Origin of the sequence: Mucilaginibacter sp. L3T2-6, assembly GCF_030519355.1 — a bacterium.
Classification (GTDB): Bacteria; Bacteroidota; Bacteroidia; order Sphingobacteriales; family Sphingobacteriaceae; genus Mucilaginibacter.
Genome location: NZ_JAUMKC010000008.1, coordinates 114,368 through 127,126, shown reverse-complemented (window position 1 = coordinate 127,126; position 12,759 = coordinate 114,368). Strand labels below are relative to the sequence as shown.

10 protein-coding genes are annotated in these 12,759 nt (G+C 44.4%); 3 read left to right on the top strand and 7 right to left on the bottom strand.

Translation table 11 applies throughout. The features are described 5' to 3' along the window. Positions 1–125: 125 nt before the first annotated feature. A complete protein-coding gene (locus Q3W13_RS11130; protein ID WP_302863764.1) occupies positions 126–548 on the bottom strand; it encodes a DUF1003 domain-containing protein in 423 nt (140 codons plus the stop codon). Between the two features lie 236 nt (positions 549–784). On the opposite strand from Q3W13_RS11130, the gene Q3W13_RS11125 reads away from it, so the two are divergent. Continuing rightward, positions 785–1,828 (top strand): ABC transporter ATP-binding protein, encoded by a 1,044-nt coding sequence (locus Q3W13_RS11125; RefSeq protein ID WP_302863763.1) that lies wholly within the window; start codon positions 785–787, stop codon positions 1,826–1,828. Between the two features lie 53 nt (positions 1,829–1,881). On the opposite strand, the gene Q3W13_RS11120 is transcribed toward Q3W13_RS11125, so the two are convergent. The 3 genes from Q3W13_RS11120 to Q3W13_RS11110 form a co-directional block, all read right to left on the bottom strand. Further along, positions 1,882–2,823 carry an EamA family transporter gene (locus Q3W13_RS11120; RefSeq protein ID WP_302863762.1) on the bottom strand — a complete coding sequence of 314 codons (942 nt, stop codon included), beginning with the start codon at positions 2,821–2,823 and terminating at the stop codon, positions 1,882–1,884. Positions 2,824–2,840: 17 nt separating this feature from the next. Next, positions 2,841–3,320 carry an Lrp/AsnC family transcriptional regulator gene (locus Q3W13_RS11115; RefSeq protein ID WP_302863760.1) on the bottom strand — a complete coding sequence of 160 codons (480 nt, stop codon included), beginning with the start codon at positions 3,318–3,320 and terminating at the stop codon, positions 2,841–2,843. A 189-nt stretch (positions 3,321–3,509) separates the two neighbouring features. Then, the gene (locus Q3W13_RS11110) at positions 3,510–3,731 is read right to left on the bottom strand and encodes a hypothetical protein (RefSeq protein ID WP_302863759.1); all 222 of its coding nucleotides are present in this window, start codon (positions 3,729–3,731) and stop codon (positions 3,510–3,512) included. 109 nt (positions 3,732–3,840) lie between these two features. On the opposite strand from Q3W13_RS11110, the gene Q3W13_RS11105 reads away from it, so the two are divergent. Further along, entirely contained in the window at positions 3,841–5,382 is a 1,542-nt protein-coding gene (locus Q3W13_RS11105; protein WP_302863757.1) for a carboxylesterase/lipase family protein, read from the top strand. A gap of 32 nt (positions 5,383–5,414) precedes the next feature. Here the strand turns inward: Q3W13_RS11105 and Q3W13_RS11100 are convergent, their stop codons facing one another. From Q3W13_RS11100 to Q3W13_RS11090, 3 genes are all read right to left on the bottom strand, one after another. Continuing rightward, the gene (locus Q3W13_RS11100; RefSeq protein WP_302863756.1) at positions 5,415–6,662 is read right to left on the bottom strand and encodes a metallophosphoesterase; all 1,248 of its coding nucleotides are present in this window, start codon (positions 6,660–6,662) and stop codon (positions 5,415–5,417) included. 222 nt (positions 6,663–6,884) lie between these two features. Next, positions 6,885–8,753: a M1 family metallopeptidase gene (locus Q3W13_RS11095; RefSeq protein ID WP_302863754.1), complete on the bottom strand. Its 1,869-nt coding sequence runs from the start codon at positions 8,751–8,753 to the stop codon at positions 6,885–6,887. 487 nt (positions 8,754–9,240) lie between these two features. After that, positions 9,241–10,002 carry an NUDIX domain-containing protein gene (locus tag Q3W13_RS11090; protein ID WP_302863752.1) on the bottom strand — a complete coding sequence of 254 codons (762 nt, stop codon included), beginning with the start codon at positions 10,000–10,002 and terminating at the stop codon, positions 9,241–9,243. Between the two features lie 187 nt (positions 10,003–10,189). On the opposite strand from Q3W13_RS11090, the gene bglX reads away from it, so the two are divergent. Further along, the gene (gene bglX, locus Q3W13_RS11085; RefSeq protein WP_302863751.1) at positions 10,190–12,517 is read left to right on the top strand and encodes a beta-glucosidase BglX; all 2,328 of its coding nucleotides are present in this window, start codon (positions 10,190–10,192) and stop codon (positions 12,515–12,517) included. The last annotated feature ends 242 nt before the right edge of the window (positions 12,518–12,759 follow it).

Below are 12,759 nucleotides of genomic sequence, written 5' to 3'. Positions count from 1 at the left end.
GGCTGGCCATGGCCACAGCGGTTGAACTTTTGTGTTCGCAATCTGTCCTCCAACTACGCAACGTGTTGCTTATAGAATTGAGCTTACGTTGATATTACGCAAATCTATTCAATTCAGCAATCGTGTTATTTCTTATCCATTTTGTCAAGCAAGGCCAAAATTTTGTCCAGTTTATCCACCTCAATAGAATTGAGCTTATTCATTAATTGTTCGATTTCTTCTTTTGCCTCACAGTTTGTCCTGTAATCAGCATCAGCCTGGGCCCGGTCTCGTTCACTTGCCCGGTTTTGCGACATCATAATGATCGGTGCAGCATAGGCTGCCTGGGTTGAAAACAGCAGGTTTAGCAAAATATAGGGATATGGATCCCAATGCTGGATAAAGGCAACCACATTCAATAACATCCATAACGCAACAATAAAAGTTTGAATGATGATGAACCGCCATGATCCCATGCCGTTAGCCACGCTGTCGGCCAGGCGCTGACCAAAGGCAAGTGAAGCGGTGTGAACCTCGTGCCAGTTTCTGTGTTCTCTTTTGTGTTCCATAATAATAACAGGGGAATTTTAAGGTTAATTTCCTTTTAAAGATAGTTGTTTAATAATTAAGCCCCAAAGGCGGCCGCTGAAGCTGGAAAAGTTACATCATAGCCTGTCGTCTTCACGCTTTGTCTTACTTCAGTTTTGCCATCTTTGCCCTTGTTCGTCCAAAATAAATTTCGGCGATAGCATTTTATGTTTTAGGTTTGGGGAGAGCTATAAAGAGTATACAACTGCTGATCAGTATGCAAGATGATATGATCCTGGAAACTATATCGGTTACCAAAAATTATTTTGGCGATAAATCTTCTGGTGTTAATAATGTTACCATTTTTATTCCGAAAGGAAAGGTTACCGCCATTGTAGGTGAAAGCGGAAGCGGTAAAACTACCCTGTTAAATTTATTGTACGGTATACTGGAACCTGATAGCGGCGAGGTTTTTTTTAAAGAAGAGCGCATACTAAAACGCGAGGAAAAGTTACAGCCTGCACACGAGGCTATGCGCCTGGTAACGCAAAACAACCAGGATATGGATTTGGAGGCCACCGTGTGGGATAGCGTGCGCTCGGGTTTGCGTATCAGTGAATTGGGTTTGGAATCGGAAGAGAAAAAAATAACTGATTCGCTCAATATGCTTGATATCTTCCAGCTTAAAGATCAACCATTCGGCAAGTTGAGCGGCGGAGAAAAGCAGCGCGTTACCATAGCCAAAGCCCTGATAAGCAAGCCTGAAGTGATATTGCTCGACGAACCCTTCAACCAGGTTGATGCTACTTACCGGGAAGGCCTGCAGCACGATATTCGCTATATTGTAAAAGAATGGGGGGTAACCATTGTACTGGTATCGCACGACCCTGCTGAGATACTCTCTATGGCGGATGAACTGATAGTACTAAAAGAGGGCGAGATAGTAGAAAGCGGACGCCCGGAAGAGCTTTACAATTCTCCCAAGCTTTTGTATACCGCCCAGATATTGGCCAGCGGCAGCCAGCTAACGTCGGAAGAGGCGAAAAGCTGCGGCATAAAAAGCAAGCGCGGAACAGTGATAATTTATGCCGAACACGTTAAGATAAGCAAAGGCCTGGGCGCTAAATGGACGGTAAAACAAATACTTTTTAAAGGCTTTTTTGAAGAGCTGCTGATTGAGCGCGATGGCGTGATTCTTCGCGCCAACAACTACAGCAAAGGTAAATATCAAATCGGCAGCAAAATCAGCATCAGTATCGAAGATTATTTTGAATTCGGCAAATGGGAAACACCAGCAAGATCCCTGCCCAAGGATTTGTAATAATAAATGGAAAATGCAGAGACGTAAAGCGTTGCATCTCGGCACCGGAAGTATCAGGCGCTTGCCAAAGCCATTTTTTCCTTGCGGTATTTTGCCAGATTAATTAACAGCACACTCGCTAATATCACAAATAGTCCCGTTAACTGTATTACGGAGATATTCTCATGCGCGAATACTACACCTAATATTACAGCTATTACGGGGTTTACATATGCATAAGTGCTCACTTGTGTAGCCGGCCTTACCTGCAGTAGCCACACATAGGCATTGTAGGCAGCTATTGACCCGAAAAGAATAAGATATAATACCGACAGCCACCCGCCTAATTGGATATCAGCAAGGTTTAAACCGCTAAATTCGCCATGAAACAAGCTTACCGGGAGGTAAGCAATTCCTGCAACAAGCATTTGCCAGGCCGTACTTACAGAAGCAGAGCCTGTTGATGGCCTGTGTTTAGCATAGAGTGAGCCGTACGACCATGACATAGACCCTAAAAGCAACAGCAGCATCCACGGCAGCATTGAGGCGCCACCCCCGGTAAACATTACCTGAAGCTGTTCACTGAATAGCAATATCACACCTGCAAAGCCGATTATCAGACCGATTATAGTTGATTTATTTTTTAGGTTGACGGCCCAGTTTGGTTTATCGAGTAAAACAAACCAGATAGGGGCAGAGGATACCATAATGGCCACCATAGCGCTTGGCAGGGTTTTTTCTGCCCATATAACAATTCCATTGCCAACCAGTAACAACAGCAGGCCTGTAACAGCGGCGTTTATAATGTCGCGCTTCACGAAGATCTTTTCGCCTTTAAATATACACCATCCCATTAGTAATGCCCCTGCTGTAGTAAACCGTATGGCGCCGAGCAAAAACGGAGGCATGCCGCCCTGCTCGCTCATGCGGATAAAGAAATAGGTAGAGCCCCAAACAATGTAAACGGTTGCAAAGGCAAGTACAACCAATAGGGGCGATGCTGACTTTTGTGACATGATAGCCATGATATAAATTATTTCTCGGGTATTACTAACTGCTGTTGTTCCTTAACTGTTTCCAGGACGATGGTGGTGCGGGTACTGATCAGTTTTGGGATTTTGCTGAACTCGTTACGCATCATGTTAACTAAAGAGGCCGAATCATAAGTACGCACTTTTACCAGGTAGCAGTCGTCGCCGGCTATGTGATGCACCTCCTGTACTTCCGGGATTTTGGCCAGAGCCTGGGCTGTATCGTTGCAACCTGGCCCGTCTGAAGCTTTCATAAAGATAAAAGCCAGCATTTTTTGCTGCAAAACGTCGGGATCAATGCGTGTGGTGTATTGCAGAATAACGTTTTTTTGCTCCAGCTTTTTAACGCGCTCCAGTATGCCCGACGGAGCCATTCCCAGCTCGCGGGCTAGGTCGGCATTGCTGATACGGGCATTCTCCTGCATCAATCGTAAAATGTGCAGATCTGTTTTATCCAGTATGATTTCTGTTTCGTTAATCATACGGTAAATTTAGATATTTATTGAATTAAATTCAAAATAATAAAATAAAATATGAATTTAATTCGACAAAACTTGTATTTATGTGTTTAAACTTCTAAGCATATTCAGAGCGCCGGAAGGAATACCTTACGGCATACCCGGCCGTTACGCATAGCAATGATGCAAGTTTTATCCACGGTACGTCTTATTTTAAATCTTAATTACCTTATTACTTTTCCCCGTTTTTTGCCCTTCTGGCTTTGGCACATGCTTAACGATATAAATAAGCGCATGCGCCAATAATTTCATTGCTTTAACAGAAAAATGCACAAATGGCTTCATTACCATCCATGTATCATGCAGGGTGTCCATTGTACTAACCGTTTTTTCTTCCGACTGATTGCCTATCCGCTTTGTATGCTGAGTTGCCATGTTGTTTGTGGTAAATGTAACAATGTAAGCCTAAACCGTGCCAGTATGGCTGTTATGCATGGTTTAAAACATTTAATCGCTAATTTGCATCGCTAAGTCAATTATTCCTATGCAACTATCTAAAATCAGTGACTCCTTTTGTAAGCCGGTAAAATCAATTAACATAATTTTCTTCTTTGTTGCTATCGCCTGTTCAAGTTATGCGCAGGGACTTAATCCCGTCGTTAAAACAAACAAAGGCTACATTAAAGGCGACCTTGAAAATAATATTGCGGTATTTAAAGGCGTGCCTTATGCAGCTCCGCCGGTTGGCACTTTAAGGTATATGCCACCAACAGAACACGCTGCATGGAAAGATACTTTATCCACCCGGAAATTTGGTGAAATAGCTACCCAACCGGATGGAAAATCAGCGAGGGGTAATGAAGATTGCCTGACATTGAATTTATACACCCCAAAAACCGACAATCAAAAACGCGCAGTGGTAGTATGGATACATGGCGGCAGCATGACAGGAGGCTCCGGCCGAAGCATGAACGGGCATGCATTTTCTGATAATGATGATATTGTAACCGTTACTATCAACTATCGGCTGGGTGTTTTTGGCTTTCTGTATCTGGGCGATATTGACAAACGGTATGCCCAATCAGGCAACAACGGTTTGCTGGATGTAATAGCGGCGCTGACGTGGATTAAACAGAATATTGCTTCGTTTGGTGGCGACCCTGGCCGCGTGACTTTAATGGGCGAATCGGCCGGGGCGAAACTGTTGAGCGCAGTAGCCGTATCGCCGCGATCAAAAGGCTTGTTTCAGCAAATAATTCCCGAAAGCGGTTCTGTGCAATGCATCAGGGATATTACTACCGCAAAAAATGAGCGCGCATTGATATTAAAACAACTGCGCTTAAAGCCGACAGATGCTGCCAAATTGCTTACTATGCCCGCTGATACGATAATGCATGCGCAGGCCATAGTTTGCCAGGGTATTGGCGGGAACTCATTTTTTGGCCCGGTATATGACGGGCAGGTAATTGCTGAAGATGGCTATAAATACGCTTCTGGCGCCAATATGCCTCGCATAAGGGCGCTTATCGGCACCAATAAATCCGAGGCGCGGGCTTTTGTAAGCGAACAGGCCTGGAGCAACCAGCCTGATGAAAATATACTTAAACCACTATTTAGGGATAATGAGCCTTTTGTTAACCGCACCTATCAAGCCAAACTGAAAACGGATTCGCCTTATGCTGCGGCTATCGGCGTGGTTACTCAATACATGTACCAGATGCATAGCTACCGTTTTGCAAAAGCGCTTGCAGCAAATCGTATTCCCGTTTATATGTATCGTTTTGATTTTGAAGATGGTAAAAAATACGGCGCAGCGCATGCCGAAGAGCTAAAATACTTATGGGATACAAAAAAAATAATCGCAGCCGGTGGCGAAAAGGCTCAGTTAGCGGCACGAATGCACGCCGCCTGGGTAGCCTTTATTAAAACTGGCAATCCCAATACTGCCGGCCTGCCTGCTTGGCCACTCTATAAAAGTGATACACGGCGGGTAATGATTTTCGATAAATCAACCAGGGTTGAAAATTTAAAAGAAGTTTTTAATGATAAGGATTTTCCGTCAGCGGTGTTTAGATTGGAGCGGTGATCAGTTAATCAGAGACTAGAGGTCAGCTTGAGTCAACTAATCTCTGACCTCTGATCTCTAATTCCTTTTTTCAAAGTTATCACGGTAATCTCCGGCCAAATTCCCAGCCTGCCTGAAAAAGCGAGGAAACCAAAGCCCCGGTTAACATACAAGTAACGGTCTTTTTCATTGGCGAGACCAGCCCAGTCCAGGTAGCGGTATTGTACCGGGCTCCAGCGGAAGCCAGCTGTCTCCACGCCGAATTGTGCACCGTGGGTGTGGCCCGAAAGTGTTAAATGTATGGTGGTCGGGTGAAACCTGACCTGGTCTTCCCAGTGCGTAGGGTCGTGAGAAAGCAGAATTTTAAAGGCGTTTTCATCAACACCTTTTAAAGCTTTGTTTAAGTCGCCTGCCTGTATAAATCCACGGCCCCAGTTCTGCACCCCTATTAGCGATATTTTTTGGCCGCCTTTTTCTATTTCTATATTTTCATCGAGCATTAACCGGTAACCTAAGGCGGCATGGTGCGCTTTCAGTTTATCAAGATTTGCGGCTTTTTCGGCTTCGCTTTTCCATTCAATGTAGTCGCCATAATCGTGGTTGCCGAGGATGGAAAACTGTCCGTATGGCGCCTTTAACCCGCTAAAACCTTTGATGTAAGGTTCAATCTCCCAGGCGGCATTGTTTACCAAATCACCTGTAAAAACAAACAGGTCACTTTTTTGCTCTTTAGCCAAATCGATGCCACGCTGCACAGCTTTTTCATCATCAAAACTACCGGAATGGATGTCGGACAGTTGCGTAATGGTAAAGCCATCAAAGGCTTCAGGTAAGCTATCAAAATAAAGAATTTCATGATTTACCCTGTAATCATATTTGCCTCTCAACATGCCATAAAGCAAGCCACCGAAAGGAACCGCCGCTACCAGTATGGCGATTTCGCTTATGAACTTGCGGCGGGCGGGTAAAAACGGTCCGTTAGCAGCCTTTGTCATATTTAAGCGGGTAAAAATCCCATAAAAAAATCTGCCCAAATCACCCAAAAACAATATCACCGTAAAAAATATTTTCGTGATTAAGAAAGTAAGAAAAAGGCTTAACACCCATTCATGAAATGGCGTCATGCCGCGTGCTGTACTGAAGCTGCTAAGTCCGGCTAAAAAAGTTACGGTTATCCCTACAGAAATCACCAGGTATCCAAAAGTTACCACATACCGTAATCTGGACGACTGCCAATCGGCAACAAGTGTTCTCAGGCCACTGTAAACATACCAATCCAGCAACAGGCTTATTGCCGCCATGATTAAAATTACCCGCAGAAAGCCGCCTTTGTGCATTAATAATAAATTAGCTGATGCAAGTTATAAAAGGAAAGGTAATTGAAGCGTAAAAGTTTTGATGTAGCATGTACGCGAAGTGCCGTCGCCCATAATGTGGCAACCGCGGGGTAGTCAAATCGACAGGTTGAGTATGGCTAGTTGAATATATTCAGCGAACAAAAAGCAATCTTAACGCTGCGGAAGTTACTTTGCCTCCCAAACATTATCCGATTTTTTCGAGTCCGGATCATAAATTCCGCCAAGGACTAATTTTGTTACTTTGCCTTTTGCAGTAAATTTAACGGTAAATTTCTTTTCGCCGTTCGCCCAAACCTTTATGCTTTGGTGAATTGCCTGCGTGCTGCCATCATTATAAGTTATGGTCAGGTCGATAGGTATAGGTTTGCTGCCGATGCGGCTAATCACAACTGAATAATCGTTTTGGTTGTTAGTTACTTTTGTAATGCCCAGGTCGGGTAAGCCATGATCAATAAACCAGCTTTTCCAAAACCAGTTCATATTCAAGCCTGCACCCGTGTTCATACAGTTAAAGAAGTCAAAGGGCATGGGGTGTTTGCCATGCCATTGCTTGATGTAGTTGTGCAGCGCTCGGGTAAACAGTTCGTCTCCAAGCATGTCTTTTATATAAAGATAGCCCAGGCCAGGTTTGGGATAAGAGTCGGTAAAACCACCTGCTCCGGTGAGCTGTGTAGTTAAGGTCATTATCGGCGAATCTTCCTCTTTTCCGGCTGTTCGCGCATACGCTTCCACACCAAACGTATCTGCAATTTTCGGGTCTATTATCGGGCTTATGGTCCACTCGCCTATGGTAGCCCAGCCTTCATCCATCCAGCCGTATTTGGTTTCGTTGGTGCCCATGTAAAAAGGGAACATAGTGTGAAAAATTTCGTGGGTTGTCAGCTCAATTCCATCTTCAGACGTTTGCGTCGGATTATCATTCACCATCATGGGATATTCCATCTGGTCAAGGCCGTCAAACACAGTCTCGTGAGGGTAGGGGTAAGGCCATTTCGGGAAAGTATAGCTCATGGCTTCGACCGTTTTGCGGGCGTAGTTTATTACCTCAAAATAATCTTTATGAGCAGGGTTAAATACCGCATCCACGCGTGTACGTCTGCCCGTTTTTGGGTCAACCACCAGGCTGCTGGCCTGCCACATGTAGTGGTTGCTGGTAGCGAAAGCGATGTCGGTAATGCTGTCGGCCTCGAATTTCCAGGTGTTATATTTATTGTTGGCGGTAACCCGTTCGCCAAGCTCGGATTGCGGAATAATGTCGGTCACTTTATCGCTAAGTTCTGCCTCATGAATGCGCTGCACAATTTTAGGTGCATACACTTCCTGCGCGTTTTTCAAATTACCGGTTGCCCACACTTTATAATCGCCCGGAACAGTTACCGATAAGTTAAAATGGCAAAAATCATTATAAAACTCTTCGCTGCCACGGTAATGGGCAAGATTCCAGCCATCTATATCATCATAGACAGCAATTCGCGGGAAAAAGTAGGCGATAAAGAACGCCCCCGAATCTACCTGGCCTGTGCGAATATGTGACGTTTTATTTAAAGTGTATGAATAAGCAATATCCAGGTGTATCTTCTGTTTCGGCAGCACAGCCGGTGTTTTCAACGTCATATTAGTGCCGTCGATACGCCAGGCTGATGTTTGCTGATCTGTATTGTTAATAGCCAGCTTTTTTATCTGTACGCCATCCGTCAAATCCGCAGCCGAAACAGGCATGTTACGGATAGCGCCTTTTTTATAAATATTCGGATATAGTTTCAGGTCGACTTCGCTCAGCGTGTCTGGACTGTTATTGACATAATCCACTGATACTTTTCCATCCAAAACGCGGCTGGCAGGATTGAAATTAATCGCGATGTTGTAATCAGCTGTATTTTGCCAGTAATTTTTCCCCGGGGCGCCGCTCTCTGTGCGTGTGCCATTGCTATAAGTGGCTTTCAGATTTGCTGCCATGGGCAGGGTAGTTTGCGCGTAGCCATAGGCGCCCTGCAGCAAAACTGCGGTTATCAGAAGTTTATAAAATAGGGTCATTTAAAAATGTTGTAATGGTTGATAACTTATCCGCTCAAAGGTGCAAAATTTAGATCGATTATTTCCTCACCTCAAAAAGGGGATTCATGCAGGATATGGTGCTGACTGCACGTGCGATACAAATTACTCTATCATAAGAGAAATTCACTATTTAGAGGGGGAAATACATAAAGTTTATATGTCAGGGTTTACGGTATAATGTAATTCCCATTAACTTATAGCTACAGGTTAGCAGTGATCCGCCTGCAAAAGTAAGGTTTACGGGTACTTTACAGAATTTCACTGTAACCCTGCTGTACGATATTGGTAATAAGGTTGTTAAATGTTTACAGGTGCTTTAAACTGTAAAGGTTCTGGAAACCATGCCGAAGTCCTGGATCTATAGCCGGTTTAAGGGCATAATATCCACAAAAAACATAGGCTAACATCGGGGTCTATCGCACCGGCATATACAAATCCCGTAACTGAAACCTGAATTCTGATAAAATTACCATCCGCCTTTAAACCCTTCAGTCAATGCGGCCTGGTAATTTTCTAAATCAAACGAATATAAATACGGCGCCTTATGGGCGCCACCCTTACGCGGTTTTTCCGATCGTTTTAATATGCCAAAGCCCAGCATTCGCCGCTGAAAATTCCGGCGGTCGAGCTTTTTATCCAGTATGGTTTCGTAAAGTTTTTGCAGTTCGGGCATGGTGAACTCTTTGGGCATAAGGTTATAGCCGATAGGCTGATAGTTAAGCTGTAGTCTCAAAGTGTCCAGCGCCGTTTTAAGGATAAGAGCGTGATCGAGCTTTAATTCTGGTAAATCATCCAGGTCGCGCCAGATGCAGTCTGCCGAAAAAATATCGGGCTGCGGGATAGCGTCGCAAAAGTCCACCAGGGCGTAGTAACCGATAGTCAGAAACCTGTCAGTAAACCAATTTTCGGCCCGGGGCAGCATATCCTTATACATCTCAAAATGGTCTTTTGAGCGCTGCGGGTCGCCAAATACATGGAACTGCTGCAAAAATATTTCATCAAGGCCCGTGCGTTCCTTTAATATACGGTTGGCAGATAATTCAATAGGTTCATCTTTCAGCACAAAGCCGCCCGGCAGATACCAGCCGTTTTCATTTTTCATGTGCAGCAGCAATACTTTGAGCATTCCTTCGTGAAAGCCGAATACCACACAATCTATTGATATGTGGGGCAAATAGCTTGCGCGTGCGTTATCACTGTATTCCTTAAGCTCTTTTTCGGTTAACATTTGCGCTATTCTACAAAAATACTTTGATTATTAAAATTATAATATTACTCTTGTGTCAATAATACACTATCGATTTATAGTGTAAGCCAATTATATTTTGTTAAGATAGAATTTCGGGTAATGGCACTGATAATCTTATAGATACCGGTAGCTGGTGCACTCATATTAAAATTTATAATTCGTGATAATGAATAAATATCTTTCGCTAAAAACCGCATTTGCGGCTGCGGTTCTTTTTGCCATCGCTGCGCCTTTGCAACAAGCGTCGGCACAATCAAAAGATGGCATGGGTGGTTCGGTAACCCTTGGCATGGAGCCTTTTGTTACTAAGCTGATGAGCAAAATGACGGTTGATGAAAAAATCGGTCAGCTTAACCTTGTCGTAACAGGTAATGTGGCGACGGGTACCACCATGAGCAAGGGCATCGAAGAAAAATTGAAGAAAGGAGAGATTGGCGGATTATTTGGAACCTGGGGCACCGAAAGCATAAAACGATTCCAGGACGTGGCCGTAAAGAATTCGCGCCTGCATATACCTTTAATATTTGGCCTCGATGTTATTCACGGCCACCGCACCATATTCCCTATTCCATTGGGTGTATCAGCAACCTGGGATATGGGACTGATTGAGCAATCAGCGAGGACGGCTGCTAAGGAAGCCACCGCCGAAGGCTTAAACTGGGTGTTCTCGCCAATGGTTGATATCGCCCGCGACCCACGCTGGGGCCGCATTTCGGAAGGCTCGGGCGAAGACCCCTGGTACGGATCACAGGTAGCAAAAGCAATGGTACGTGGCTACCAGGGAAAAAGCATGAGCGATGCAGATGCCGTTATGGCCTGTGTTAAACACTTTGCTTTGTACGGAGGTGCAGAAGCAGGCCGGGAATACAATACCGTTGATATGAGCCTGATTAAAATGTACCAGGATTACCTGCCGCCCTACAAAGCTGCAATTGATGCGGGTGCAGGTAGCTTTATGAGCTCGTTTAATACGATTAACGGCATACCTGCTACCGTTAATAAATGGCTGCTGACCGACCTGCTCCGGAAGCAATGGGGCTTTAAAGGTTTTGTTGTATCTGATTATACTGCGCTTAATGAAGTTACCAACCACGGCCTGGGCGACCTGCAAACAGTAGCAGCTTTGGCGCTAAAAGCCGGACTGGATATGGATATGGTAGGCGAAGGTTTTTTAACCACTTTAAAAAAATCGCTGAAAGAAGGAAAGATAACTCAGCAGGAAATTGACATGGCTTGCCGCCGCGTGCTGGAGGCAAAATATAAACTGGGCCTATTTAATAATGCCTATAAATCGATAAACCCGGACCGCGAAAAACAGGATGTGTTTAATGATGAAACCCGCAAGTTTGCCAGGAAGATTGCTGAGCATTCCTTTGTACTTTTAAAAAACAGCAATGAAACATTGCCCCTTAAAAAATCAGGCACCATAGCTTTGGTTGGTCCGCTGGCTGATAATCATTCCGAAATGCTGGGTACCTGGGTAATTGCTGGCGACCCCAATAAATCGGTAAGCGTTGCAGAGGGTATTAAGAATATAGCAGGCAATGATGTAAAAGTACTTTATGCCCGTGGCTCAAATATTACTGATGATTCGCTGCTTAGCGCCCGGGCGTTCGCACTAACTGCTCCTGAAGCAAAAGACAAGCGTACGCCGCAAGAGATGATTGACGAAGCTGTTGAAACTGCAAAAAAAGCTGACGTTGTTGTCGCGGTAGTAGGGGAGTCCGCTAATATGTCGGGCGAATCGTCAAGCCGTGCAGATATTGACATCCCCGAAAGTCAGAAAAATTTATTGAAGGCCTTGTCGGCAACAGGAAAGCCTTTGGTTATTGTATTATTTAATGGCCGTCCGCTTACTTTAACCTGGGAAGACAAACACGCCGCTGCAATACTTGATGCCTGGGCGCCGGGGACTGAAGCCGGAAATGCTATCGCTGATGTGTTATTTGGAAACTACAATCCCGGAGGCAAAATTACTGCAACCTTCCCCCGCAGTGTTGGGCAAATACCTTTATATTACGCACATAAAAATACCGGGCGTCCGTTCGACGGGAAAGGCGGCGCAAAATTTAAGTCGGATTACCTTGATATCTCAAACGATCCGTTGTATCCATTCGGTTACGGTTTAAGTTACACTACGTTTAGTTACAGCGCCGTGCAGCTGGATAAAACTAACCCCGTTGGTAATACAACGGTAAAAGCTTCGGTAACGGTAACCAATACCGGGAAGTATGCCGGGGAAGAAGTGGTACAGTTATATATAGCAGACCCGGTAGCAAGCATCAGCCGTTCGGTAAAGGAATTGAAGAACTTTAAGAAGATATACCTGCAGCCCGGCGAGAGCAAAGTAGTATCATTTAATATTACTACTAATGATCTGAAATTTTATAATGAAAAGCTGGTTTATGATTGGGAACCCGGTCAGTTTATCGTGCAAATCGGTACTAACTCCAGCGATGTGCAATCAGCCTCTCTTCAATGGCTTAAAAAGTAAAATAAGTTAAAAATTCATTATAAAAGGGCGTTCTATGTAACTATAGGATGCCTTTTTTATGGCCCGGCTCAACGCCTGATTTTGATGTTTCCGGTCCCGCGAAATGTGTCTCCCCAAATCTTTAAAAACCTGTAAATTAAGTGTAAAAGTGACATTTTTACCATAAAGTGATATTTTTTTAACATCAGGCCAGTGTTAAATTAAGGTGCTAATCCAGGCTTATGTTATGGCTAAAATTGCCG

Coding starts and splice junctions, on each gene's coding strand:
- Q3W13_RS11100 (WP_302863756.1), bottom strand. CDS start 6,662: ATGGCGGCAATAAGCCTGTTGCTGGATTGGTATGTTTACAGTGGCCTG.
- Q3W13_RS11115 (WP_302863760.1), bottom strand. CDS start 3,320: ATGATTAACGAAACAGAAATCATACTGGATAAAACAGATCTGCACATT.
- Q3W13_RS11110 (WP_302863759.1), bottom strand. CDS start 3,731: ATGGCAACTCAGCATACAAAGCGGATAGGCAATCAGTCGGAAGAAAAA.
- Q3W13_RS11130 (WP_302863764.1), bottom strand. CDS start 548: ATGGAACACAAAAGAGAACACAGAAACTGGCACGAGGTTCACACCGCT.
- Q3W13_RS11090 (WP_302863752.1), bottom strand. CDS start 10,002: ATGTTAACCGAAAAAGAGCTTAAGGAATACAGTGATAACGCACGCGCA.
- bglX (WP_302863751.1), top strand. CDS start 10,190: ATGAATAAATATCTTTCGCTAAAAACCGCATTTGCGGCTGCGGTTCTT.
- Q3W13_RS11095 (WP_302863754.1), bottom strand. CDS start 8,753: ATGACCCTATTTTATAAACTTCTGATAACCGCAGTTTTGCTGCAGGGC.
- Q3W13_RS11105 (WP_302863757.1), top strand. CDS start 3,841: ATGCAACTATCTAAAATCAGTGACTCCTTTTGTAAGCCGGTAAAATCA.
- Q3W13_RS11125 (WP_302863763.1), top strand. CDS start 785: ATGCAAGATGATATGATCCTGGAAACTATATCGGTTACCAAAAATTAT.
- Q3W13_RS11120 (WP_302863762.1), bottom strand. CDS start 2,823: ATGTCACAAAAGTCAGCATCGCCCCTATTGGTTGTACTTGCCTTTGCA.